The 25,843-nt window shown below is 54.8% G+C and carries 24 protein-coding genes and 1 other RNA gene; 18 read left to right on the top strand and 7 right to left on the bottom strand.

The features are described 5' to 3' along the window. Positions 1-113: 113 nt before the first annotated feature. From AC6I8J_RS15240 to zapA, 3 genes are all read right to left on the bottom strand, one after another. Positions 114-707 carry a 5-formyltetrahydrofolate cyclo-ligase gene (locus AC6I8J_RS15240; protein WP_497825648.1) on the bottom strand — a complete coding sequence of 198 codons (594 nt, stop codon included), beginning with the start codon at positions 705-707 and terminating at the stop codon, positions 114-116. 91 nt (positions 708-798) lie between these two features. After that, a non-coding RNA gene (gene ssrS, locus AC6I8J_RS15235) (6S RNA) lies at positions 799-981 on the bottom strand. A 39-nt stretch (positions 982-1,020) separates the two neighbouring features. After that, a complete protein-coding gene (gene zapA / locus AC6I8J_RS15230; protein ID WP_008925677.1) occupies positions 1,021-1,350 on the bottom strand; it encodes a cell division protein ZapA in 330 nt (109 codons plus the stop codon). 170 nt (positions 1,351-1,520) lie between these two features. Between zapA and AC6I8J_RS15225 the strand changes: the two genes are divergently transcribed. From AC6I8J_RS15225 to AC6I8J_RS15190, 8 genes are all read left to right on the top strand, one after another. Then, positions 1,521-2,099, top strand: coding sequence for a YecA/YgfB family protein (locus tag AC6I8J_RS15225; protein WP_022623836.1), 579 nt, complete (start codon positions 1,521-1,523; stop codon positions 2,097-2,099). A gap of 46 nt (positions 2,100-2,145) precedes the next feature. Continuing rightward, positions 2,146-3,468: a Xaa-Pro aminopeptidase gene (pepP, locus tag AC6I8J_RS15220; RefSeq protein ID WP_260060051.1), complete on the top strand. Its 1,323-nt coding sequence runs from the start codon at positions 2,146-2,148 to the stop codon at positions 3,466-3,468. Further along, on the top strand, positions 3,465-4,643 hold the full coding sequence (gene ubiH / locus AC6I8J_RS15215) for a 2-octaprenyl-6-methoxyphenyl hydroxylase (RefSeq protein WP_497825538.1): 1,179 nt from the start codon (positions 3,465-3,467) through the stop codon (positions 4,641-4,643). Before pepP ends, ubiH begins: the two co-directional genes overlap by 4 nt. A 13-nt stretch (positions 4,644-4,656) precedes the next feature. Then, positions 4,657-5,859 carry an FAD-dependent 2-octaprenylphenol hydroxylase gene (gene ubiI, locus AC6I8J_RS15210; protein ID WP_497825537.1) on the top strand — a complete coding sequence of 401 codons (1,203 nt, stop codon included), beginning with the start codon at positions 4,657-4,659 and terminating at the stop codon, positions 5,857-5,859. 432 nt (positions 5,860-6,291) lie between these two features. Beyond that, positions 6,292-7,389 (top strand): glycine cleavage system aminomethyltransferase GcvT, encoded by a 1,098-nt coding sequence (gcvT, locus tag AC6I8J_RS15205; RefSeq protein WP_161732606.1) that lies wholly within the window; start codon positions 6,292-6,294, stop codon positions 7,387-7,389. A gap of 23 nt (positions 7,390-7,412) precedes the next feature. Further along, positions 7,413-7,799: a glycine cleavage system protein GcvH gene (gene gcvH, locus AC6I8J_RS15200; RefSeq protein ID WP_161732604.1), complete on the top strand. Its 387-nt coding sequence runs from the start codon at positions 7,413-7,415 to the stop codon at positions 7,797-7,799. 80 nt (positions 7,800-7,879) lie between these two features. Continuing rightward, the gene (gene gcvP, locus AC6I8J_RS15195; protein ID WP_497825536.1) at positions 7,880-10,753 is read left to right on the top strand and encodes an aminomethyl-transferring glycine dehydrogenase; all 2,874 of its coding nucleotides are present in this window, start codon (positions 7,880-7,882) and stop codon (positions 10,751-10,753) included. Between the two features lie 66 nt (positions 10,754-10,819). Next, a complete protein-coding gene (locus tag AC6I8J_RS15190) occupies positions 10,820-11,563 on the top strand; it encodes an SDR family oxidoreductase (protein ID WP_497825535.1) in 744 nt (247 codons plus the stop codon). 27 nt (positions 11,564-11,590) lie between these two features. Here the strand turns inward: AC6I8J_RS15190 and AC6I8J_RS15185 are convergent, their stop codons facing one another. Beyond that, entirely contained in the window at positions 11,591-13,030 is a 1,440-nt protein-coding gene (locus tag AC6I8J_RS15185; RefSeq protein ID WP_161732598.1) for a 6-phospho-beta-glucosidase, read from the bottom strand. 115 nt (positions 13,031-13,145) lie between these two features. Further along, positions 13,146-13,865, bottom strand: coding sequence for a MurR/RpiR family transcriptional regulator (locus tag AC6I8J_RS15180; RefSeq protein WP_497825534.1), 720 nt, complete (start codon positions 13,863-13,865; stop codon positions 13,146-13,148). Between the two features lie 168 nt (positions 13,866-14,033). On the opposite strand from AC6I8J_RS15180, the gene trhA reads away from it, so the two are divergent. Next, positions 14,034-14,699, top strand: coding sequence for a PAQR family membrane homeostasis protein TrhA (gene trhA / locus AC6I8J_RS15175; protein ID WP_497825533.1), 666 nt, complete (start codon positions 14,034-14,036; stop codon positions 14,697-14,699). 49 nt (positions 14,700-14,748) lie between these two features. Here trhA and ygfZ read toward each other — a convergent pair whose 3' ends face one another. Next, positions 14,749-15,735, bottom strand: a complete 987-nt coding sequence (gene ygfZ, locus AC6I8J_RS15170; RefSeq protein WP_497825532.1) for a tRNA-modifying protein YgfZ — start codon at positions 15,733-15,735, stop codon at positions 14,749-14,751. A gap of 226 nt (positions 15,736-15,961) precedes the next feature. Here ygfZ and sdhE point away from each other — a divergent pair, with 226 nt between their 5' ends. Then, the gene (gene sdhE / locus AC6I8J_RS15165; protein ID WP_013358937.1) at positions 15,962-16,228 is read left to right on the top strand and encodes an FAD assembly factor SdhE; all 267 of its coding nucleotides are present in this window, start codon (positions 15,962-15,964) and stop codon (positions 16,226-16,228) included. Then, entirely contained in the window at positions 16,203-16,613 is a 411-nt protein-coding gene (locus AC6I8J_RS15160) for a protein YgfX (protein WP_497825531.1), read from the top strand. Before sdhE ends, AC6I8J_RS15160 begins: the two co-directional genes overlap by 26 nt. Before the next feature lie 72 nt (positions 16,614-16,685). Here the strand turns inward: AC6I8J_RS15160 and fldB are convergent, their stop codons facing one another. Beyond that, complete coding sequence (fldB, locus tag AC6I8J_RS15155; RefSeq protein ID WP_497825530.1) at positions 16,686-17,204, bottom strand: flavodoxin FldB; 519 nt, start codon at positions 17,202-17,204, stop codon at positions 16,686-16,688. A gap of 102 nt (positions 17,205-17,306) precedes the next feature. On the opposite strand from fldB, the gene xerD reads away from it, so the two are divergent. The 7 genes from xerD (at position 17,307) to AC6I8J_RS15120 (ending at position 25,839) form a co-directional block, all read left to right on the top strand. Next, entirely contained in the window at positions 17,307-18,200 is an 894-nt protein-coding gene (xerD, locus tag AC6I8J_RS15150; protein ID WP_161732586.1) for a site-specific tyrosine recombinase XerD, read from the top strand. Positions 18,201-18,222: 22 nt separating this feature from the next. After that, entirely contained in the window at positions 18,223-18,936 is a 714-nt protein-coding gene (gene dsbC, locus AC6I8J_RS15145) for a bifunctional protein-disulfide isomerase/oxidoreductase DsbC (protein ID WP_161732584.1), read from the top strand. Between the two features lie 3 nt (positions 18,937-18,939). Next, positions 18,940-20,676: a single-stranded-DNA-specific exonuclease RecJ gene (gene recJ, locus AC6I8J_RS15140; protein ID WP_161732582.1), complete on the top strand. Its 1,737-nt coding sequence runs from the start codon at positions 18,940-18,942 to the stop codon at positions 20,674-20,676. 218 nt (positions 20,677-20,894) lie between these two features. Next, positions 20,895-21,993, top strand: a protein-coding gene (gene prfB, locus AC6I8J_RS15135) for a peptide chain release factor 2 (protein WP_161732580.1) whose coding sequence is annotated in 2 segments (ribosomal slippage) — positions 20,895-20,969 and positions 20,971-21,993 — 1,098 coding nt in all. Because the reading frame shifts where the segments join, the coding sequence is not laid out codon by codon here. A gap of 9 nt (positions 21,994-22,002) precedes the next feature. Then, the gene (gene lysS, locus AC6I8J_RS15130) at positions 22,003-23,523 is read left to right on the top strand and encodes a lysine--tRNA ligase (protein ID WP_497825529.1); all 1,521 of its coding nucleotides are present in this window, start codon (positions 22,003-22,005) and stop codon (positions 23,521-23,523) included. A 514-nt stretch (positions 23,524-24,037) separates the two neighbouring features. Next, positions 24,038-24,562 carry a LuxR C-terminal-related transcriptional regulator gene (locus AC6I8J_RS15125; protein WP_161732576.1) on the top strand — a complete coding sequence of 175 codons (525 nt, stop codon included), beginning with the start codon at positions 24,038-24,040 and terminating at the stop codon, positions 24,560-24,562. A gap of 722 nt (positions 24,563-25,284) precedes the next feature. Next, entirely contained in the window at positions 25,285-25,839 is a 555-nt protein-coding gene (locus AC6I8J_RS15120; RefSeq protein WP_161732574.1) for a fimbrial protein, read from the top strand. The last annotated feature ends 4 nt before the right edge of the window (positions 25,840-25,843 follow it).

Below are 25,843 nucleotides of genomic sequence, written 5' to 3'. Positions count from 1 at the left end.
CCCTTGCGCGGGACGCTTTCCTCTTCTGACCATGTTCCCTGCGCGTTAAGCTTTTCCATTGCTGCCAGATGCGCCCAGGTATGGGTTTTCACTTGTCTGCAAAAGCGACGCTTCTACTCCCACTGCCAGAGTTTTGATGGCGTCATTACCGCCGGCAAAGGCACATCCCATTCTGCCACCGGCAGGCTATCGACCTGCTGACAATCGTGTGCCAGGCCCACCGGCAAAAAACCGTGCTGCCGCCAGTTCTGCAGGGTACGATCGTAGAAGCCGCCGCCCATCCCCAGACGCTGTCCATGCTGATCAAATGCCACCAGCGGCACCATCATCAGATCCAGTTGGTCAAGGGTGATCAACTGCCGGATATCCAGCGGCGGTTCAGGAATGCGCAGCTTATTTTTGAGCAATGGGGTATCGGGCGAGTAGCGCAGAAACAACAAATTACCGGGGGAGAAGGGGTGTAAAACCGGCAGACAGACCGTTTTCTTCTGATGCCAGAGGCGGGCAATCAGCGGACGGGTATTTAGTTCGCCATCCACCGACAGAAAAAGGGCGATATTGCGCGCTTCAGTCACCGGGGCGTAGTTGAGCGCATGTTCAGCGAGCTGCTCAGCGGCCTGCGTTTGCTGCTCATCGGTGAGTGCCCGTCGCAGATGTCGCACATGCTGGCGAATCGCCTGACGCTGGGTCATTGAAGGTTCAGACATGGAAGGTTCAGACATGATTTTCCCGCCGGATAAGTCGCTGTTGAGCGACTATAACATGTCAGTCAGGGGAAAAAGCAGGACTACAGGAAGAGAGATCTCCGAGATGCCGCCGTAGGCTGTAACCCTTGAACCCTTGGTTCAAGGTGAACATGCCGTCATAACCATCAGGCTTCTCGGACGAACCGAGCATGCACACAGGTTACGAGCGTCACATTCTGTTTTTTCGAAATATCGGCTCAGGGGACTGGCCCACATGCAAACATCTCAGAGAAGATTTACCTCACCGTTACTTAAGTATAGCAACCATGAAGTTTTATTCGAATTTCGCACCCTCACGCTCAGAGATGCGACCCTGCTCAACTAATGCCTGTTCAATCGTCTGCTGCAACATACGGATACGTTGTTCCATATTAGCAGCATAATCGCGCGTTTTCACTTTCTCTTGCGCCAGCTCGTGGCAGACGTTTAACGCGGCGATGAACACCAGTTGTTCTGTATTGGTGACTCTAGTGCGAACTTTTAGATCTTGCAACCGTTGATTGAGATCTTCAGCCGCGCTATTGAGCGCATCTTGCTGCTCTGGCGGACAATTTACTCTCAACGAACGACCAAAAATTTGTAAATCTACCGGTTGTGCAGACATGCCACCTTCCTGACTGATTACTTCGCTCGCAACTCCCTTAGCAGTCAATGGCTTGGGAGGCGGGCAACTATATAGACCCACGAAATAAGATACAACCCCTTTTCTGGAAACCTTGAGGCAGCTAGTGGTAGCATAACACGAACTTATTCTGCCAACGACGATGAAAACTTATGTCCTTACAGAACGCAACCCCCGATTACAACGCGCTCGCGGCGGTGCTCTCACAGCAGGGTGTTGGAATGACGCCCGCGGAAATGCATGGCCTGTTGAGCGGGATCCTCTGCGGTGGTAACCAGGACACCAGCTGGAAGACGCTGGTACACGATCTGGCTAACGAAGGCATGGCGTTTTCACACACTCTTGCCGTGCCGCTGGCGGAGCTACACGAGCATACGGCGACTACGCTGGAAGATGAAGGCTTCCTGTTTCAGCTACTGCTGCCTGCTGACGACGACATCACCGTATTTGACCGTGCCGACGCGCTGGCGGGCTGGGTTAACCATTTTCTGCTCGGCCTGGGCGTAACACAGCCTAAACTGGATAAGGTCACCGGCGAAACCGGCGAAGCAATCGACGATCTGCGTACTATCGCCCAGCTCGGTTACGAAGAAGATGAAGACCAGGAGGAGCTGGAGCAGTCGCTGGAAGAGGTGATTGAGTATGTACGTGTCGCCGCACTGCTGTGCCACGATACGTTTACCCGTCCACAGCCTACTGCGCCAGAAGTGCAAAAACCGACGCTACACTAATTTCAGGTCAACGCGTTTAACCGGTCAGTTTACAGGGAGTGCAGAGATGATTTCACTGGAACGATACCTGCAGCGTCGTCAGGCGCTGCTGGCAAAGATGGCGCCTGGCAGCGCAGCGCTGATTTTTGCTGCGCCCGAAGTGACGCGCAGTAATGACACGGAATATCCGTTTCGTCAGAGCAGCGACTTCAGCTATTTCACCGGCTTTAACGAGCCGCAGGCACTGCTGGTACTGATCAAAAGCGATGAAAATCACAACCACAGCGTGCTGTTTAACCGCGTTCGCGACCCGGCAGCGGAAGTCTGGTCTGGCCGTCGGCTGGGCCAGGAGGCGGCCCCCGAAAAACTGGGCGTCGATCGTGCCCTCCCCTGGAGCGATATCAACGAACAGCTGCACCTGCTGCTGAATGGCCTTGACGTCATTTATCATGCGCAGGGCGAATATGCCCATGCGGATACGCTGGTGTTCAGCGCGCTGGACAAGCTGCGTCGCGGTTTCCGCCAGAATCTCAGCGCGCCTGCCACCGTCACTGACTGGCGTCCGTGGGTGCATGAGATGCGTCTGTTTAAAGATGCGGATGAAATTGAGTTGTTACGTCGCGCCGGGATAATCAGCGCACTGGCGCATACCCGTGCCATGCAAACCTGCCAGCCAGGCATGTTCGAATATCAGCTGGAAGGGGAAATTCTTCACGAGTTTACCCGTCACGGTGCGCGTTTTCCCTCCTATAACACCATTGTGGGTGCTGGTGAGAACGGCTGCATTCTGCACTACACCGAAAATGAAAGTGAAATGCGCGACGGCGATCTGGTGCTGATCGATGCAGGCTGTGAATTCTACGGCTACGCTGGCGATATCACCCGCACCTTCCCGGTTAATGGCAAATTCAGCCCGGCGCAGCGCGCGATTTATGACATCGTACTGGCTTCGCTGAACCGATCGCTTGAGCTGTTCCGGCCCGGCATCAGCATTCGTGAAGTGAATGATGAAGTGGTGCGCATTATGGTGACGGGCCTGGTTGATCTGGGCATCCTTGAAGGCGACGTTGATACCCTGATCGCTGAAGAAGCACATCGCCAGTTTTACATGCATGGCCTGGGGCACTGGCTGGGGCTGGATGTTCATGATGTCGGTCACTATGGTACCCCGAGCCGCGACCGCGTATTGGAGCCGGGCATGGTGTTAACCATTGAGCCGGGCCTTTATATCGCCCCGGATGCGGATGTGCCCGCACAGTATCGCGGCATCGGTATCCGAATCGAAGATGACATTGTGATCACTGAAGATGGTATTGAAAATCTTACCGACAGCGTCGTGAAAGAGGCCGATGAGATTGAAGCACTGATGGCGGCGGCAAAACAGGCATGACGATTCTGATTGCCGGCGGCGGCATGACCGGGGCGACGCTGGCGCTGGCGCTCTCCCATCTCACTCAGGGTACCCTGCCGGTGACGCTGATTGAAAGCAGTGAGCCGGGCAGTCGGGCGCATCCCGGTTTCGATGGCCGCGCGATTGCGCTCTCTGCCGGCACCTGCCAGCAGCTGGCGGACATCAATCTGTGGCAGCGCATCGCCAGCTGTGCCACCCCGATTACCGACATCCATGTCTCCGACCGCGGGCACGCTGGCTTTGTGTCGCTGGCAGCGGCGGATTACGCTATTCCGGCACTGGGACAGGTGGTTGAACTGTTTGACGTCGGTCAGCGGCTGTTTGCGGAACTGAAAAAAGCGCCAGGTGTGACGCTGTGCTGTCCGGCGCGCGTTACGCATGCCCAACGCAGCGAGCAGCAGGTGGAGGTGACGCTGGACAGTGGGGAGCAACTCAGCGGCAAACTGCTGGTGGCGGCGGATGGCACGCGCTCTGCGCTGGCCGCCTCGTGCGGTATCCAGTGGCAACGGGACGACTATCAACAACTCGCCGTGATTGCCAATGTCACCACTGCGCTGCCTCATCAGGGCCGGGCATTCGAGCGTTTCACCCAACATGGCCCGCTGGCGCTGCTGCCGATGTCCGGCAACCGTCTGTCGCTGGTCTGGTGTCATCCGCTGTCGCAGCGTGAACAGATTGAGGCGTGGAGCGAGGCTGAATTTCTCAGCCAGTTGCAGCGTGCCTTTGGCTGGCGCTTGGGCAAATTCACCCACACCGGTCAGCGTGAATATTACCCGCTGGCGCTGCACCGGGCGATGTCGCCCGTGACGCATCGCGTGGCGGTGGTGGGCAATGCGGCGCAGACGTTGCATCCGATTGCTGGTCAGGGCTTCAATCTTGGCCTGCGTGATGTGATGTCGCTGGCTGAAACCCTGGCCGCCGCCCATCGCCAGCAGCAGGACCCCGGCAGTTATGCAGTGCTTAACCATTACCAGCAGCGTCGTCAGCTCGATCGCGCCGCGACTATCGGTATTACCGACGGGCTGGTTCGCGTCTTTGCGAATCGCTATGGCCCGATGGTAGCCGGTCGCAACCTGGGCCTGCTGGCGATGGATCATCTGCCGTGGCTACGAAATCAACTGGCTGAGCGTACGCTTGGCTGGGTTAAGCGTTAATAAAGAGGCTCAGATGCAAACTTTTGATGTGGTGATTGCCGGTGGCGGTATGGTGGGACTGGCGGTGGCCTGCGGCTTGCAGGGCAGCGGACTGCGCATCGCCGTCCTGGAAAAATCACCGGAGCCACCGCTGGCGATGAGTGCGTCACCGTCCATTCGCGTGTCGGCGATCAACGCCGCCAGTGAACGGCTGTTGCAGAAGCTGGATGTCTGGTCGACCATTCTCTCGCTGCGTGCCAGCGCTTATCACGGCATGGAAGTGTGGGATAAGGATAGTTTCGGTGCCATCGCCTTTGATGATCAGCACCAGGGCCTGTCGCATCTGGGCCATATCATCGAAAACCCGGTGATCCATAACGCGCTCTGGCAACGCGCCAGTGCCTGCAGTGACGTAACGCTGATGGCACCCTCGCAGTTACAGCAGGTGGCATTTGGCGACAACGAAGCCTTTATTACCCTGCAGGATGGCAGCATGTTAAGCGCGCGATTAATGATTGCCGCCGACGGTGCCAATTCCTGGCTGCGTAATAAAGCCGATATTCCGCTGACCTTCTGGGATTACGATCACCATGCATTAGTGGCTAACGTCCGCACTGAGAAGCCGCATGACATGGTGGCGCGCCAGGTGTTCCACGGCGACGGCATTCTGGCTTTCCTGCCAATGCAGGATCCGCATCTGAGCTCTATCGTCTGGTCCCTCTCGCCGCAGGAAGCGAGTCGTCTGGAAACTATGCCGGAAGCGCTATTCAATCAGCAGCTCTCGGTGGCGTTTGATATGCGCCTCGGCCTGTGCCAGCTGGAGAGCGAGCGTAAGTCGTTTCCGCTGGTGGCACGCTATGCCCGCAACTTTGCGGCACACCGTCTGGCACTGGTGGGCGATGCGGCCCACACCATTCATCCACTGGCGGGTCAGGGCGTTAACCTTGGCTTTATGGATGCCGCCGAATTGATTGGTGAGATTCGGCGTCTGCATCAGCAGGGCAAAGATATTGGTCAGCACCTCTATCTGCGTCGCTACGAGCGCAGCCGTAAACACAGTGCCGCCATGATGCTGGCAGGAATGCAGGGCTTCCGTGAGATGTTCGCTGGTAATAATCCGGCGAAGAAACTGCTGCGCGACGTGGGTCTGAAGCTGGCGGATCGCCTGCCAGGGGTAAAACCGATGATGCTGAAGCAGGCGATGGGCCTGATTGATTTGCCCGCCTGGCTACGCTAAATCCACGCCTCCTGATAAGCCAGCATCTGCTGGCTTTTTTTATATCTGAACCCCTCTGCACCACCAAAAGGCAACGCTGCACCATCAGGGATCTTCGTTTGATTTATTCTAATTTTGCGGCTGAATTCGCATTACTTTTTCTCATTCATCTCCTGGCGAGCTGCGGGATTTTTTTAACATCCTGAATGCCATCTCGCATAAATTTGCTGCTTATATTTATAATCACTGCATTTATTGCGCGATTAATCACAAAATTGCAGTTTTTTATCCTGTTTGTGGTCGTTTCTGGTTAGGCTGTGCATCTGCTTTCGACCCCGGTTTGCTTATGGTTAATCGTCAGATTCGGTGGTAACGTCAGCCGTAAGAGAACGTTTGCGTCGGCACTGAATTCCGGCGCACTTTTGCACTCAACCGCTTCTGCACAGGATGGTTATGACTCAGCAAACACCTCTGTTTGAACAGCATCAGGCCTGCGGTGCCCGCATGGTGGATTTTCATGGCTGGATGATGCCGCTGCACTATGGCTCCCAGATGGATGAACATCATCTGGTGCGCAGCGATGCCGGTATGTTTGATGTCTCTCACATGACCATTGTTGACCTGACAGGTCAGCGGACCCGCGAATTCCTGCGCTACCTGCTGGCAAATGATGTGGCAAAACTGACGCAGCCGGGTAAAGCGCTCTACACCGGCATGCTGAATGCATCGGGTGGCGTCATTGATGATTTGATTGTTTACTTTATGAGCGAAACGTTCTTCAGACTGGTGGTGAACTCTGCCACCCGTGAGAAGGACCTCGCCTGGATCATCCAACACGCAGAGGGCTATGGCATTACGCTTACCGAACGTGATGACCTGGCGCTGATTGCCGTGCAGGGGCCGCAGGCGCAGCAGAAAGCTCAGACGCTGTTCAGCGAAGAACAGCGTCAGGCTGTCGCTGGCATGAAGCCGTTTTTCGGCGTGCAGTCAGGTGACCTGTTTATCGCCACGACCGGTTATACCGGCGAAGCGGGCTATGAGATTGCTATGCCTGCAGAGGAGGCGGCCGGTTTCTGGCAGCGTCTGCTGGCCGCAGGCGTAAAACCTGCTGGCCTTGGCGCGCGCGACACGCTGCGTCTGGAGGCGGGTATGAATCTTTATGGTCAGGAGATGGATGAAGGCGTTTCACCGCTGGCCGCCAACATGGGATGGACCATCTGCTGGGAACCCGCTGACCGCGATTTTATCGGCCGGGAAGCGCTGGAACTGCAGCGTGAACGCGGCACCGAAAAGCTGGTGGGACTGATCCTCACAGAAAAAGGGGTGCTGCGTAACGGCCTGCCGGTGCGTTTCACCGATGACCAGGGGCAGTTGCAGGAAGGGATCATTACCAGTGGTTCTTTCTCACCAACGCTGGGTTGCAGCATCGCCCTTGCGCGTGTTCCGGCCTCTATCGGCAGCACTGCCATCGTTGAGATCCGTAACCGTCAGATGCCGGTTCAGGTTACCCGTCCCGTTTTTGTCCGCGCCGGTAAGCCGGTCGCCCAGTAAATTTTATTCAGGAGAAATGGCCAATGAGCAATGTGCCGAATACGTTGAAGTACCGCGACAGCCACGAATGGGTGCGCAAAGAAGCCGATGGCAGTTACACCGTGGGAATTACGGAACATGCGCAGGAGTTACTGGGCGACATGGTGTTTGTCGATCTGCCGGAAGTGGGCGCGACGTTTGCCGCTGGTGAAGAGTGCGCGGTCGCAGAATCCGTTAAAGCGGCTTCAGATATCTATGCGCCGATCAGCGGTGAGATTGTGGCGGTCAACGAAGCACTGACTGACTCACCGGAGCAGGTCAACAGCGAGCCTTATGAAGGCGGCTGGTTATTCAAAATCAAAGCCAGCGACGCGTCTGAAATCGACACGCTGCTGGATGCGGATGCTTACAAAGCCTCCATCGACGAGTAGTCGTCAGGCGGCCTCACACAGAGGCCGCAGATTTATGTTTGCTCTCCGGTTCCCCCAGCCCGATTCAGGATTTACTGCTAATGACTCAGACTCTCAGCCAGCTTGAACACAACGGTGCATTCATTGAGCGCCATATCGGTCCTTCACCTGAGCAGCAGGCGCAGATGCTTGACGCGATTGGTGCCCGTTCGCTGGACGCGTTAATCAGCACGATTGTGCCGGCAGACATTCAGCTGCCAGGCCCGCCAGCGGTTGGCGAAGCCGCTACGGAACAGCAGGCGCTGGCCGAACTGAAAGCGATTGCCAGCCAGAATCTGCGTTACAAATCCTGGATCGGTATGGGATACAGCGCGGTGATCACCCCGCCGGTCATCCTGCGTAATATGCTGGAGAATCCGGGCTGGTACACCGCCTATACCCCGTATCAGCCCGAGGTCTCACAGGGCCGTCTGGAAGCGCTGCTGAACTTCCAGCAGCTGACGCTGGACCTCACCGGCATGGATATTGCCTCCGCGTCACTGCTGGATGAAGCCACTGCTGCTGCCGAAGCGATGGCGATGGCAAAGCGCGTCAGTAAGCTCAAAAACGCCAATAAATTCTTTATTGCCAACGATATTCATCCGCAGACGCTGGATGTGGTCCGCACCCGTGCAGAGACATTTGGCTTCGAACTGATTATCGACAGCGCCGACAAAGCGCCCGATCACGACGACCTGTTTGGTGTGCTGCTGCAACAGGTGGGCACGACCGGCGACGCGCACGATTACAGCGCGCTGATTGCCGGGCTGAAAGCTCGTAAAGTGGTGGTCAGCATGGCGGCAGACTTCATGTCGCTGGTATTACTGGAAGCGCCAGGCAAGCAGGGTGCAGACATTGTGTTTGGTTCCGCTCAGCGTTTCGGCGTGCCTATGGGTTATGGCGGCCCTCACGCGGCCTTCTTCGCCAGCCGCGACGAGCATAAACGCTCTATGCCAGGCCGCATCATCGGTGTGTCACGTGATGCGGCGGGCAACACGGCGCTGCGTATGGCGATGCAGACCCGTGAACAACATATCCGCCGTGAAAAGGCCAACTCCAACATCTGTACGTCGCAGGTGCTGCTGGCTAACATCGCCGGTCTCTATGCGGTGTTCCACGGCCCGGCCGGTCTGAAACGTATTGCCTCACGCATTCACCGCTTCACGACTATTCTGGCAGCCGGACTGCAGCAGGGTGGCCTGAAGCTGCGCCATCACCACTGGTTCGATACGCTGACGGTGGAAGTGGCGGATAAAGCCGCCGTGCTGAATCGCGCCCTGAGCTTTGGCGTTAACCTGCGCAGCGACATCCATAACGCCGTCGGCATCACGCTGGATGAAACCACCTGCCGCGACGATATTCTGGCGCTGTTCGCTATTCTGCTGGGTGATGAGCACGGCCAGGATCTGGAAAAGCTCGACAGCGAAGTCGCCGGCGAAAGCCGCGCGATTCCGGCTGGCCTGCAACGCCACAGCGAAATCCTGACCCATCCGGTGTTCAACCGTCATCACAGCGAAACCGAGATGATGCGTTACATGCACAGCCTGGAGAAAAAGGATCTCGCGCTGAATCAGGCGATGATCCCGCTGGGCTCCTGCACCATGAAACTCAACGCTGCTGCCGAAATGATCCCGATCACCTGGCCGGAATTTGCGGAGCTGCATCCGTTCTGCCCGGCGGAACAGGCGACCGGCTATCTGCAGATGATCGGCCAGCTGTCGCAGTGGCTGGTGCAGCTCACTGGCTATGACGCACTTTGTATGCAGCCGAACTCCGGCGCGCAGGGTGAATATGCCGGGCTGCTGGCGATCCGCCGCTATCACGAAAGCCGTGGCGAGGGCGATCGTCATCTCTGCCTGATCCCGAGTTCAGCGCACGGGACTAACCCGGCTTCCGCCCAGATGGCGGGCATGGACGTGGTGGTCGTGGCCTGCGATAAACAGGGCAACATCGACCTTGGCGACCTGCGGGAAAAAGCGGCGCAGGCGGGCGACAAGCTCTCCTGCATCATGGTGACTTATCCCTCCACCCACGGCGTCTATGAAGAGACCATCCGTGAAGTGTGCCAGATTGTGCATCAGTATGGCGGCCAGGTTTATCTGGATGGCGCGAACATGAATGCGCAGGTCGGCATCACCACGCCGGGCTATATTGGCGCGGATGTTTCGCACCTCAACCTGCACAAAACCTTCTGCATACCGCACGGCGGTGGCGGCCCGGGTATGGGACCGATTGGCGTCAAAGCGCACCTGGCCCCGTTTGTGCCGGGACACAGCGTGGTACAGATCGACGGTGTGCTGACGCAGCAGGGTGCGGTCTCCGCAGCGCCGTTTGGCAGCGCCTCTATTTTGCCGATCAGCTGGATGTACATTCGTATGATGGGCGCCGAAGGGCTGAAACAGGCCAGCTCGGTCGCGATTCTGAATGCCAACTATATCGCCAGCCGCCTGCAGTCCGCCTATCCGGTGCTCTACACGGGCCGTGACGGCCGCGTGGCGCACGAATGTATTCTCGACATCCGTCCGCTGAAAGAGCAGACCGGTATCAGTGAGCTGGATATCGCTAAGCGCCTGATTGATTATGGCTTCCACGCGCCGACCATGTCCTTCCCGGTAGCGGGTACGCTGATGGTGGAACCAACCGAGTCCGAGAGCAAAATCGAACTGGATCGCTTTATCGACGCGATGCTGTCGATCCGCATGGAGATTGACCGTATCACGGCAGGTGAGTGGCCGCTCGACGACAACCCTCTGGTCAATGCGCCGCATACCCAGCTGGAAATCGTCAGTGAGTGGTCACATCCTTACAGCCGTGAACTGGCGGTCTTCCCGGCGGGCAGCCACAACAAATACTGGCCGACGGTAAAACGTCTGGATGATGTGTTTGGCGACCGCAATCTGTTCTGCTCCTGCGTGCCGATGAGCGACTATCAGTAAGCTCACCGCAGGTAAGTATTAACTATCAGGGGCCGATTTTTCGGCCCTTTTTACTGGAGAATCAGTATGAAACTGGCACTGGTTACGGGTGGCAGCCGCGGTATCGGACGGGCCACGTCGCTGTTACTGGCAGCGCAGGGTTATCGTGTTGCGGTGAACTATCGTCAGCGTGAGGCCGAAGCGCAACAGCTGGTGGCGCAGATCCAGCAGCAGGGCGGTGAAGCCTTTGCTGTTCAGGCAGATATCAGTGATGAAGCCCAGGTGATGGCGATGTTTGCGCAACTCGACCAGCAGTCTGTGTCGCTGGCGTTGCTGGTGAACAACGCCGGGATTCTTTTTCAGCAGTGCCGCACCGAGCAACTGGATGCAGCGCGACTGCATAAAGTCTTTGCCACCAATGTTATCGGGACCTTTCTCTGCTGTCGTGAGGCGGTTAAGCGGATGGGCACCCATCATGGCGGTCAGGGCGGTGCGATTGTCAATGTCTCATCGGCCGCATCCCGTACTGGTGCGCCCGGCGAATATGTTGATTACGCCGCCTCAAAAGGGGCGATGGATACGCTGACGAAAGGTTTGTCGCTGGAAGTGGCGCAACAGGGGATTCGGGTTAATGGCGTACGTCCGGGATTTATCTATACAGAGATGCATGCCGATGGCGGCGAGCCGGGCAGGGTAGACAGGCTTGCCAGCGTGATCCCGATGGGACGTGGCGGTGAGGCAGAAGAGGTGGCGCAAGCGATCGTCTGGCTGGCCAGCGACGCGGCCTCTTACGTCACCGGCAGCATCATTGACGCTGCCGGTGGGCGTTAACGGGTTTCGTCTGAGCGAAGTAATGAATCAGAGGTTTTCGCCGTTGCTGGCGATAACCTGCTGATACCAGTCAAAGCTCTTCTTCTTCGCACGAGAAAAATCACCGCTGCCATCATCATTTTTATTCACATGAATAAAGCCGTAACGCTTGTCGTACTGACCGGTAGTGAACGAAACGCAATCCAGGCAGCCCCACGGCGTATAGCCCATTAAATCCACACCATCATATGCCACCGCTTTCTTCATCTCTTCGATGTGCGCACGCAGATAGTCGATACGGTAATCATCTTCAATCAGCCCGTCGGCATTGGGCTTATCGATAGCACCAAAGCCGTTCTCTACAATGAACAGCGGCTTCTGGTAACGCTCGTACATCTCGTTCATGGCATAGCGCAGGCCAACCGGATCGATCTGCCAGCCCCAGTCTGACGCTTTCACATGCGGGTTTTTCACCACACCTTCAAAGCCGGTAATCGGGTCGTCAACACCGCTGGCATCGGTCTTCACGGCGTTGCTCATGTAGTAGCTGAAACCGACATAGTCGGCGCAGCCCTGACGCAGTGTCTCGGCATCGTCCGCTTCCATCTGGATGTCATACCCTTTGCGCGCCCACTCTTTCAGGGTGTAGGCCGGGTAGTAGCCGCGCATTTGCACGTCACTGAACACATAGCGCTGATGCATCGACTCCTGCGCCAGCACGACATCGTCCGGGTGGCAGGAGAACGGATAAACCGGGACCATGGCAATCATGCAGCCAATCTGAAAGTCTGGATTGATATCGTGGCCGAGTTTGACCACTCTGGCGCTGGCAACAAACTGGTGATGCATCACCTGATACATCGCCTGCTCAGGCTTCTCGTGTTCGGTGAAGATCACGCCTGAACAGCAGTAACCAAACAGCGGATACTGCCAGTTACGCTGGTTGTTGATCTCGTTAAAGGTCATCCAGTATTTCACTTTGTTCTTATAGCGATTCATCACCACTTCGCTGAAGCGCACAAAGAAGTCGACCACTTTACGGTTATGCCAGCCGCCATACTCTTTGACCAGGTGATAAGGCATTTCGAAGTGCGAAAGGGTGATGACCGGTTCAATGCCATACTTCAGCAGTTCATCAAACAGATCGTCATAGAATTGCAGGCCCGCTTCGTTGGGCTGCTGCTCATCCCCGTTGGGGAAGATGCGGGTCCAGGCAATGGAGGTGCGGAAGCATTTGAAGCCCATCTCGGCAAACAGCGCGACATCCTGTTTGTAGTGGGAGTAAAACTCCACGCCTTTGTGGTTCGGATAGAAATGGCCAGGCTGCACGCCGTCGGTGATCACCCGGTCAACGCCATGCGAACCGCCGGTCAGCACGTCAGCAATGCTGACGCCTTTGCCGCCCTGATCCCAGCCGCCTTCAACCTGATGCGCTGCCACTGCGCCGCCCCAAAGAAAGCCTTTTGGTAACTGCAATTCTGCACTCATGCTTCACCCTATTGCGAATATTGAAATTGCGCTGAGTGTAGCAAGGAAATAATGAAAGTCACGATATAACAGCGCGCAGAAAATGGCGTTTGTTACATCTGAAAAACAGGCTGTTTTATTTCCCCAGCTGACGGCCTATAGCTTCAATAATATAGGTCACTGGCACCTGAGTCGTAATATCGGTGTTGTCGGCCATGCGGATAATCGGCACGTGATAGCAGAGGTTGAAGTCACCAATCTTCGCCAGTGAGCAGCTTTCCGTGTTGGTTATCGCAATGATTTTGCACTTATTAATACTAAACTGGCTGGCAATGCGCAGGATCTCTTCGGTTTCGCCTGAGACCGATAAAATAATGGCAATAGCATTTTCATAGAGATCGGGTGCGACAGGATAATAGGGATCGTCAATCGCATGACTGAATTTACCGAGGTTTGAGAAAAAACGCGCGCCATATTTTGCCAGGCTGCCGGAGGTGCCGACGCCAATAAAGAAAATTCGCTCCGCCTGATTAATCTTCTGCGCGGCCTGGGCAATAAGCTGTTCAAACTCCGGGTTATTTATACTCTTAAAAAAGCTCAGCATTTCGCTGACGCCGGCCGTGTTCAGCAGCGGCGCGCTCTGTTGTTCGCTTAAGCGCAGGCGGATGCGGAATTCCGACCAGCCTTCGCAATCCATCTTGCGGCAGAAACGTAGCACGGTAGTAGTAGAGACACCAGCCTGCGCAGCCAGCTCGCGGATCGTCATGTAGCTGACGCCTTCGCAGTGCTTAATGATGAACTGATAGACCTGCATTTCCAGATCGTTAAGACGAGCGAGATCGCGATGCGAAAACATGAATGACTCATAGTACAGTTGACCGGCGGTCAGTTTACCAGATTCAGCATCCGGTTTAACGGATAGCGAAATTCATCAGATAATTTTAGCGTACAGGTGTACACTGAAATCGCTATCATCCCGTCTGGAGAATATTATCACTGCAATTACGCTGTTCAGGACACACTTATGACCCCCACACTTTCTCACAAACAACGACACGCGGCGGACGAGTGGTTCGGCGAAGAAATTGCCAACAGTATCAGTCATGGTCTGGGCTGTCTCTTCGGCATCGTCGGACTGGTGCTGATGCTCAATCAGGCAACGGAGAGGCAGGCTGACACCGTCACTTTTATCAGTTATAGCCTCTATGGTGGCAGCATGATCCTGCTGTTTCTGGCCTCGACGCTTTATCACGCTATTCCGGCTGGCCCGGCCAGGCCCTGGCTGAAAAAGCTGGATCACTGCGCCATTTATCTGCTGATTGCCGGCACCTATACGCCGTTTCTGCTGGTCGGGCTGAGAACGCCGCTGGCGTATGGATTAATGGCGGTCATCTGGGGGCTGGCACTGACGGGTATTCTGTTCAAGCTCACGATTGCGCATCGCTTCAAAGCGCTGTCGCTGGTGACCTATCTTTGTATGGGGTGGTTGTCGCTGATTGTGGTTTATCAGCTGGCGATGATCCTGCCTGCGGGCTGCATCTGGTTGCTGGCCGCAGGCGGAATTATCTATTCGCTGGGCGTGATCTTCTACGTGGCGCGCCGCATTCCCTATAACCATGCCATCTGGCATTTGTTCGTGCTGGGCGGCAGTCTCTGCCACTTCTGCGCTATCTACTTTTATGTGCGCTGAGTAGACTGCGACATGGCCCTTTCGTTAATGAGAGGGCCATGCCATTACATCACTCTTCAGCCAGCGAGTAGGGCAGCGGCTGAATGGTCAGATGGCCGCCTTCGTCACCTTCCACCCGCAGCACGCTGTCCGGCTCCAGATCGTTATTCAGCACCACCTGAATCCATCTGATGCCATCATCTAACTGCACTGCAGCCAGCACGCTGCCGGTACGACGCCAGCGTTCACCCATCTGCAACTCCAGCGGGGCATTCGCTTCGGGCAGATGACTTGCCTGACCCGCCAGCCAGTAAAGCGCGCGTTTATTGGCACCGCGATATTTCGCCCTGGCGACCATCTCCTGACCGGCATAGCAGCCCTTTTTAAAGCTGATGGCATCCAGCGCCTGCAGGTTGGTGGCCTGGGGAATAAACTGCACGCTGGTGGCCGGATCGATCACCGGAATGCCCGCTTCAATATCCAGCGCCAGCCACTGCTGACTGTCATTGAACTGTGCATCCTCGTTGAGCTTCTGCTTCAGCGCTTCTGCCTGAGACAGCGAAGTGACAATCAGAAAACGCTCGGCCGGATGGGCAAACCATAGCAGCGTCGTTTCGCCCTGCTGTACCACCGGTTTCTCGCTGTCGGGCAGGCTATCAAACAGATTGGTCAGCGCGGCGCGCGCCTGAAAACCGGCAACGCCCAGCAATACTGACTCATCATCAGCCGCCATCGTCACTTTCGAAAACACGGCGTATTTCTTTAACTCGGTCAACTGGGTGTCGCGCAGTTCACGGCGGATCAAATAGGCATAGCCTTCGCCGCGATGGAACAGGCGCATATTGCTCCACATTTTGCCTTTGGCATCGCAGTGTGCGGCGGGCGAATGATGGTCGGCATCCAGCGCCGCGACATCCAGCGTTAACTGACCCTGCAGGTAAGCGGTGCTGTCGGCCCCGGTAACGGAGACCAGCGCCCAGCTATCCAGTGACATCAGGGTTAACGGCAGACGAGACGACGCGGCAGGCTGGCGCGGCGGTAAAGTAAATGTGGGCATGGAGATATCCTGTATAAGAAGGTTCATCCGGAATAATATCTTCAATGTTAAAAGAGCCGACTGGCAATGCAACCTGTTTACGGAAAACGGCGCACAAAAGGCGTGATAACCCTGAAAAAATCCAGCCTGAAATGTGGCAGGTTGCACAGCCTGCGACGCTGTGCCTGCGAGCCGCAGTAAACCAGGTTACACTAGCGGCCACGTTGAGAATTGTGGAAATTGATGCATGGATATTAATGATAAATCACGTATTCAGTGGGCCTGCCGTCGCGGCATGCTGGAGCTGGATGTGGCGATTATGCCGTTCTTCAAATTTGAGTATGACACGCTGAACGACACCGATAAGCAGGTCTTTGTTGCCCTGTTGAAGAGTGACGATCCCGATCTGTTTAACTGGCTGATGAACCACGGTGAGCCAGCCGATCCGGAGCTTAAGCGGATGGTAAAACTGATCCAGCAGCGTAACCATGATCGCGGCCCGGTGGCAATGTAAGCTGCGACCCTCTCGCCTGGCGTGCGGATGTCTGTGCGCCTGGCTGGTGGCTGCCGTTCCTGGTGTAATGCTGATGACGCTGCCTGTGAGCGGCTGGCTGATTAAAACGCCGGTTATTCTGCTGATGCTGGCTGAGGGCTGGCGCAGCGTTCGGCGATTAATTCAGCGGCACGGTACGTTACAGCGGGAAAGCGTTCATTGCTGGATCTGGCAGGGAAAACGCTGGCGGCCCACCCAGCCGCTGCGGTGGTTACCGATTGGCGTACTGCTGGTAGCGAAGAGCGAACAGGGGGCTATGCTGCGCTGGTGGCTGATGCAGGACAATATGCAGCCGGACGAATGGCGGGCGTTACGCGCCAGCTGCTTTAGTAAGGCGCGGCATTAACGGCAACAGGGCTGGCAATCATCGTCTGCTGGCGCCTGGGTTCGACAACAGCAAACCAGCGCGCCTGGCCAGTCAGAGCAGTGCGGCGGTTTCGGTTAACACCTGTTCACACCACTGCTCAACACGCTCATCGGTGACCTCAAACTGATTCACATCATCCAGCGCCAGACCTACAAACTGCGCGCCATCGGCACTCAGCGGTTTCGGGCTGGTGAACTCATAGCCCTCAAGCGGCCAGTACCCGACAAAATGCACGCCCATTGGCTGCAGCAAATCGTGCAGCATGCCGAGCGCATCTAAAAACCACTCGCCATAGCCAATCTGATCGCCCATGCCATATAGCGCGACAATCTTGTTTTGCAGATTCAGTGCGGGCAACTGCGGCCAGATCGCCTCCCAGTCCTCCTGCAACTCACCGAAATCCCAGGTCGGGATGCCCATGATCAGCAAATCGTACTGCTCCATCAGGCGCGGGTCGTCATCTTTGACGTTATGAAGCGTCACTAACTCTTCGCCAATAAAATCGCGAATTTTCTCCGCTACGATTTCGGTGTAACAGGTACTGGAACCGTAAAAAAGACCGATTTTCATGCAGATAACACTCTGTAAATACTGACTTTGGCGCAATTGTACCAGAAGCGCTGCTGAATCAGGCATAATGAGCATGATTTTACACCAGACGGCGGAGATAACGTGCAGGACAGCGATCTGACAGAACAGTTTCTTGATGCGCTCTGGATTGAACGCAATCTGGCGCAGAATACTCTCTCCTCTTATCGTCAGGATCTTCAGACGCTGACCGGCTGGCTGGCGCATCGCCAGCTGACGCTGCTCAGCGTGACGCCGCTGGATCTGCAGCAGTTTCTTGCTGAACGGCTGGAGGGCGGCTACAAGGCGACCAGTTCAGCGCGGCTGCTCAGCGCGATGCGTCGTCTGTTCCAGTATCTTTATCGCGAAAAGCTGCGCCCGGACGATCCCAGCGCGCTGCTGTCCGCGCCAAAACTGCCGCAGCGTCTGCCGAAAGATCTCAGTGAAGCCCAGGTTGAGCGGCTGTTGCAGGCACCGGATACCAACATCCCGCTGGAGCTGCGCGACAAGGCGATGCTGGAGGTGCTCTATGCCACCGGCCTGCGCGTCTCTGAACTGACTGGACTGACGCTCAGCGACATCAGCCTGCGACAGGGCGTTGTGCGGGTTATCGGTAAAGGGGATAAAGAGCGGCTGGTGCCGTTAGGTGAAGAAGCGGTTTACTGGCTGGAGCAATATATGGAACATGGTCGCCCATGGCTGCTCAACGGGCAGACGCTGGACGTGATGTTTCCCAGTAACCGGGCACAGCAGATGACGCGCCAGACCTTCTGGCATCGCATCAAGCACTACGCCACGCTGGCGGGCATTGATAGCGAAAAGTTATCGCCGCATGTGATGCGTCACGCCTTTGCGACCCATCTGCTGAACCACGGCGCGGATCTGCGTGTCGTACAGATGCTGCTGGGACATAGCGATCTCTCCACCACCCAGATTTATACGCACGTCGCCACTGAGCGCCTGCGTCAGTTACATCAACAACACCATCCGCGAGCCTGATTCGCGGGCATAAAGGATAAAAATGAACAAGCATTTTGCCATGCTGGCCCTGTTAGCCAGCGCCTTTTCCGGTCTGGCCCAGGCCGATGACAGCGCCATTCAGCAATCCCTTAAAAAGCTCGGTCTGAACCAGACGGAGATCAGCCCGTCACCGCTGCCGGGTTTTAAAACCGTGCTGTCTGAAAGCGGTGTGCTCTATGTTACAGACGACGGCAAACATATGATCCAGGGCCCGCTCTATGATGTCAGCGGCAAACAACCAGTTAACGTCACCAATCAGTTGCTGGACAAAAAAGTCGAGGCGCTGGTGCCGGAGATGATCGTCTACAAAGCGCCAAAAGAGCAGCACGTGATCACGGTCTTCACCGATATCACCTGTGGCTACTGTCACAAGCTGCACGAGCAGATGGCGGACTACAATGCGCTGGGCATTACCGTGCGCTACCTGGCGTTTCCGCGTGAAGGGCTTAATGGTCAGATCGCACCGGCGATGAAAGCGATCTGGTGCAGCGCTGACCGTAATAAAGTGTTCGACGAGGCGATGAAAGGTAATGCGCCGAAGATGGCCGCGCCGGACAGCTGCAAAATTGATATTGCTCAGCATTACAAACTGGGTGTGCTTTTCGGCATTCAGGGCACGCCCGCAATGCTGACCGACACCGGCATGATGATACCGGGTTATCAGTCGCCGCAGGAGCTGAAGCAGGTGCTGGACAATCAGAAGCGTGGTGGTTAATCGGTGGTAAAACAGGATGTAGAACTCCGTCGCCGTGAGGTGACGGTTGACGATGCGCTACCGGCCACGCTGCCGCCGCTGCTGAAACGACTTTATCTGCAACGCGGCGTGTGTGACGCTGCGGAGCTGGAGCGCGGTGCAAAAAACCTGCTGCCCTATCAGTCCTTAAGCGGGATTGAGAGCGCCGTAGAGCTGCTGCACCAGGCGCTGCTGGATGGGCGTCGCATTATGGTGGTAGGCGACTTTGATGCCGATGGCGCAACCAGTACCGCGCTGACGGTGATGGCGCTGCGCAGCATGGGTGGCGGCAACGTGCAGTATCTGGTGCCTAACCGCTTTGAAGATGGTTATGGCCTCAGTCCGGAAGTGGTTGAGCAGGCGCGCGCGCGTGGTGCCGCAATGATTCTGACGGTCGATAACGGCATCTCCTCTCATGCCGGTGTGGAGTGCGCACATCAGCACGGTATTCCGGTGCTGATTACCGACCACCACCTGCCGGGCGAAACCCTGCCGGCCGCTGAGGCGATCGTGAATCCCAATCTGCCGGACTGCAACTTTCCTTCACGCGCGCTGGCGGGCGTGGGCGTTGCGTTTTATCTGATGCTGGCGTTGCGCGCCCATCTGCGTACCCAGGGCTGGTTCGGCGCTACCCGCACTGAACCGAATCTGGCAGAAATGCTGGATCTGGTCGCGCTCGGCACGGTTGCTGATGTGGTGCCGCTCGACGTTAATAACCGCATTCTGGTGTGGCAGGGGCTCAGCCGCATCCGGGCCGGAAAATGTCGGCCAGGCATCCGGGCGCTGCTGGAAATTGCGAATCGCGATGCCCGTCAGCTGGCGGCCAGCGATCTCGGCTTTGCGCTGGGGCCACGGCTCAACGCCGCAGGCCGCCTCGACGATATGTCGGTGGGCGTGGCGCTGTTAATGACCGACGATCTTAGCCAGGCGCGCATGCTGGCCAGTGAGCTGGATGCGCTGAACCAGACGCGCAAAGAGATAGAGCAGGGCATGCAGAGTGAAGCGCTGGCGCTGTGTCAGGCGCTGGAGCGTGAACAGAGCGATCTGCCGCTGGGACTGGCCTTCTATCATCCCGAATGGCATCAGGGCGTGGTGGGCATTCTCGCCTCTCGTCTGAAAGAGCGTTTCCATCGTCCGGTCATTGCCTTTGCGCCCGCGGGCGACGGCACGTTGAAAGGCTCGGGCCGCTCGATTGCCGGTCTGCATCTGCGCGATGCGCTGGAGCGCCTGGACACGCTGAATCCCGGCCTGATGCTGAAGTTCGGTGGTCACGCCATGGCGGCCGGTTTATCACTGGAAACCGCACGCTACGAGGAGTTTCGTCAGCGCTTTGCCGACCTGGTCGGAGAGTGGCTGGATGGCGAAGCCCTGCAGGGCATCATCTGGTCTGATGGCGCGTTACAGCCGCAGGAGTTTTCGCTGCAGACCGCAGAGATGCTGCGCGAAGCCGGTCCCTGGGGCCAGGCGTTCCCGGAACCCGCGTTTGACGGCAAATTTAAGCTGCTGCAACAGCGTCTGGTGGGCGAGCGACATCTGAAAGTGATGGTTGAGCCGCTGGATGGTGGGCCGCTGATCGATGGTATCGCCTTTAATGTCGATACTACGCTGTGGCCCGACAGCAGTATTCGTCAGGTCGAACTGGCGTATAAGCTGGATATTAATGAGTATCGCGGTAACCGCTCAGTGCAGCTGATCATTGACCATATCTGGCCGCTGAACTGAGTTAAACAGGTCACGCGCGTCTCCGGCCACGGCAGAGGCGCGACAGCCTGATTATCCCCGGCGTTAACCTGCCGCGCGCGGGGATGCCACGTAAATGCGACACATCACGCAACCCCGGCATCCGCCCGCTGTCTCAGCGCTACAATCTGCCGCCAGTTTCGGGTAAACTTGTGCGTTAATTTTCCTGTCCCATCGAACATAAGAAAGACGCTAAAGCCATGTTTGAAATCAACCCGGTCAAAAACCGTATTCAGGACCTCAGTGAGCGCAGCGACGTTCTTCGGGGGTATCTTTGACTACGATGCCAAGAAAGAACGCCTCGAAGAAGTAAACGCCGAGCTGGAACAGCCCGATGTCTGGAACGAACCTGAGCGTGCTCAGGCGCTGGGCAAAGAGCGCGCCTCGCTGGAAGCGATCGTGCAGACGCTGGATCAGATGTCGCAGGGCCTGGAAGATGTGCAGGGTCTGCTTGAACTGGCGGTAGAAGCGGAAGACGAAGAGACTTTCGACGAAGCGGTTGCCGAGCTGGATGTCCTTGAGGGCAAGCTGGGCGAGCTGGAATTCCGCCGCATGTTCTCTGGCGAGTATGACAGCGCCGACTGCTACATCGATCTGCAGGCGGGTTCCGGCGGCACCGAAGCGCAGGACTGGGCCAGCATGCTGATGCGTATGTATCTGCGTTGGGCCGAAGCCAAAGGCTTCAAAACCGAAATTATCGAAGAGTCTGAAGGTGAAGTTGCAGGCATTAAATCTGTGACTATTCGCGTGTCAGGCGACTACGCCTTTGGCTGGTTACGTACCGAAACGGGCGTGCATCGCCTGGTGCGTAAGAGCCCGTTTGACTCCGGCGGTCGTCGTCACACCTCATTCAGCTCCGCCTTTATCTACCCGGAAGTCGATGACGATATTGATATCGACATCAACCCAGCCGATCTGCGCATTGACGTCTATCGTGCGTCAGGGGCGGGCGGCCAGCACGTTAACCGGACGGAATCTGCGGTACGTATTACCCATATTCCAACCGGTACCGTCACCCAGTGTCAGAATGACCGTTCTCAGCACAAGAACAAAGATCAGGCGATGAAGCAGATGAAAGCGAAGCTGTACGAGCTTGAGATGCAGAAGAAAAATGCTGAGAAACAGGCGCTGGAGGACAACAAGTCCGACATCGGCTGGGGAAGTCAGATCCGTTCTTACGTTCTCGATGATGCACGCATCAAAGATCTGCGCACCGGCGTAGAGACGCGTAACACCCAGGCGGTGCTGGACGGCGACCTGGATCGATTCATTGAAGCTAGTTTAAAAGCAGGGTTATAAGGAACCGACATGTCTGAACAACAACCGCAGAGCGCTGATGCCGCCGTTGAGTTAAATAACGAACTGAAAGCGCGTCGCGAAAAGCTGAGCGTGCTGCGTGCAAATGGCGTGGCGTTTCCTAACGATTTTCGTCGTGACAGTCTCTCAAACCAGCTGCATGAGAGCTATGGCGAGAAGAGCAACGACGAGCTTGAAGAGCTGGGTATCGAAGTCAGCGTTGCCGGACGCATGATGACCCGTCGTATCATGGGTAAAGCCTCTTTCGTGACCCTGCAGGATGTGGGTGGCCGGATTCAGCTTTACGTCTCGCGTGACGATCTGGCTGAAGGCATCTACAACGAGCAGTTCAAAAAGTGGGATCTCGGCGATATCCTGGGCGCGCGCGGCAAACTGTTCAAAACCAAAACCGGCGAACTGTCGATTCACTGTTCTGAACTGCGCCTGCTGACCAAAGCACTGCGTCCGCTGCCGGACAAGTTCCACGGCCTGGCCGATCAGGAAACGCGCTACCGTCAGCGTTACCTTGATCTCATCGCCAACGAGGAGTCGCGTAACACCTTCAGAATTCGTTCGCAGATCATGGCTGGTATTCGCCAGTTCATGGTGGGCCGCGACTTTATGGAAGTGGAAACCCCGATGATGCAGGTGATCCCCGGCGGCGCGTCTGCGCGTCCGTTCATCACCCACCACAATGCGCTGGATATCGACATGTATCTGCGTATTGCGCCAGAGCTTTATCTGAAGCGTCTGGTGGTGGGTGGCTTCGATCGCGTGTTCGAGATCAACCGTAACTTCCGTAACGAAGGTATTTCGCCACGTCATAACCCTGAGTTCACCATGATGGAACTCTATATGGCCTATGCGGATTACAAAGATCTGATCGAGCTGACCGAAAGCCTGTTCCGTACGCTGGCGCAGGACGTGCTGGGCAGCACCGTAGTGCCTTACGGCGAGCAGGCGTTTGATTTCGGCAAGCCGTTTGAAAAACTGACCATGCGTGAAGCGATCAAGAAATACCGTCCGGAAACGGATCTGGCCGATCTGGAAGACTTCGATAAAGCCGTGGCGATTGCACAATCCCTGCATATTAAAGTGGAGAAGAGCTGGGGTCTGGGCCGTGTCGTAACCGAGATCTTTGAAGAGACGGCAGAAGCGCATCTGATTCAGCCGACCTTTATTACCGAATATCCGGCTGAAGTCTCGCCGCTGGCCCGTCGCAATGACGAGAACCCGGAAATCACCGATCGCTTTGAGTTCTTCATTGGCGGTCGTGAAATCGGTAACGGTTTCTCCGAGCTGAACGATGCGGAAGATCAGGCTGAGCGTTTCCTGCAGCAGGTAAATGCCAAAGATGCGGGTGATGACGAAGCGATGTTCTATGACGAAGACTATGTCACCGCGCTGGAACATGGTCTGCCGCCAACTGCCGGTCTGGGCATCGGTATTGACCGCATGGTGATGCTGTTTACCAACAGCCACACTATCCGCGATGTGATTCTGTTCCCGGCACTGCGTCCAGGCAGCAAGTAAGTAATATTCTGCCCTTAGCACAGAATAAAGCTGCACCTCAAAGGTCTGTTTCAGGCTGATTAGGGTGCAGCTTTTTTATGTCTGTAACGACCATACGATATCGCGTGGCATCGTAACTAAAAGGAGTTAATAACAAACAGTTAAGCCTAAAAAAAGAACTTATTAACAGCGTTTCAGGCATTTTAAAGGGAAAACTGGCCCGGTTAATAGAATCGTTTAAATGGTAATTTAATAACTGATTTTAAAAAATTGTTTCTCGAATCAGCGGAATATAAAAAATCGCATCAAGTTATCTCAGTAACCTATTGTTATTGTTCATTAAAGATAAAGGCATGCGAGTGATGCGTTTTTTTATATAGTTAAAATAATAAGAACTTTCATTTTGGGTGTCATGTTTTAAATGTTAAAGCACGTTAAGATTAAATCCTGTCTGTTTACCTCCTTATCATTTGCCAGATAAAGATTCACCCCACCCGCTATTTATGGCAATATTTATTTAACAGGAATAATCATAATGAATTACGACTGGTTCATTCTTACTGACGACGAGATGCTTTTGTTCGGGGCGCAGGCGCTGGCGGATAGTATGCTGATTGGCAGAACCATTACTATTACGATAAAACGTGTGACGCTGATTGAATTGATGAGGATCGATGCAAATTATAAGCGCAGTAGAAAAAAGAGCGTCGCCATAGTTCCCGATGACATGTATGAGGCATTAAATATTTTTTCTGGCATGGAAACGATAAAGCTTGTTTCCAGCAAAATGAGCTTACTTTCCTATTATGCATTAATTAATGACGCCATTTTGCTAAAGGATTCGGCTAAAGAAGGCGATAAAATGCGCACCTTCTTTCTTACCGCTAAAGAGAGACGTTACTGCTATATGCTTTACAACGGCGTACCCAGTAAAAAAATCGCCCTTTATTTTCAGTGCAATAACAAAAATATCAGCTATCTTAAGCGAAAGATAATGTCAAAGTGGAACTGCAAAAATAAAATAGATTTTTATAAAATAATAAACTATTTTTATCATTAACTATTTAATTTTTTCAATCAGATTTTTGCTCAGCCAGGGTAATAACAAGACCAGCTAATGACTGGTTATACCCAAAGGCTGAGCTATTATCCCCATAGCGCATCATACTCCTGCTTTCTCCTCTATTCCTTAATTCTCGTCTGGTGATGCTTTTATCAAAGCTCCCGAAGTGTGGGATCATTCATTTACGATAATCTTTAACATCTGATTGACTGAATTTTTCACTTTCATTGCGGTTTGACTGCGTTCGTCATTTTTTATTTAAATCTTCAGGTTAATGTTCCAAATAAATACTGAATGCCAGAAAGGGTGAAAGTAGATTAAGGAGTATTGATCGGCTTTTTAATAGCTCATTAAATGTTCTTTTTTTTCATGCAGTAAAGTAACAATCACTTTCTTCTGAGCGAAAATTCTTAAAAATTTCAGGAGTGAGAAGGCGCGTCTTTTCTCATTACCCAAATGAATTACCAATTCTTTTTTTGTTTTGCTGTCATTTGATACTGATGGCAGGCATGCCTGCTTATCCCGATTTGGATTTTTCTTATATGTCCTCTGCTTTTCTTTTTTTTATTTGGTTGTATAAATAGCGCCGTCAGAACGTGCTGGTAACGTTTCTGGGGTGTTTTAATTAAAGATAAATGTTTTCCTTGAACCGTTAACAGGATGGATTGAGTAAACATTTATATAACATGTGCGGTCAATTTAATTTAAGGATGATGTAAATGAACTTCAATTTAAAAGCTGTTGTAACTGCTATGGGTCTCGGTCTGGCTCTGTCTGCTTCTATGGCACAGGCTGCGACGACTACAGTTAATGGCGGTACAATCAAGTTTGAAGGTGATGTTGTCAACGCTGCCTGTGCAGTCGATTCTAGCTCCACTAAACAAACTGTACAGATGGGGCAGGTGCGTGTCGCCGATCTGAAGAAAGACACTGAAGCATCTACCCGCATTCCGTTCACTATCCAGCTGGAAAACTGTGATACCACGGTAAGCACCACTGCAGCGACCTATTTCACCGGTACAGCAGCAAGTGGTTATACCAATGCTCTGCAGGCGGGTGAAGGTACTGATGCTGCTTCAGGTGTGGGTATCCGCATGTATGATCAGGCTAGCAAGGTTGTGACGCTGAACACGCCTGCTACTACCACTACCGCGCAGACTTTGGTTGATGGTTCGAACACCCTGAGTTTCAACGCGGTATATGTGGGTGTGGCTGATACCATTACGGCAGGTAATGGTGACGCGACTGCTACCTTCAATATGGTTTACAACTAATTTT

The organism is Pantoea sp. X-Soil-ISGK-355 (genome assembly GCF_059730805.1).
This window is presented reverse-complemented; position numbering and strand designations above follow the sequence as displayed.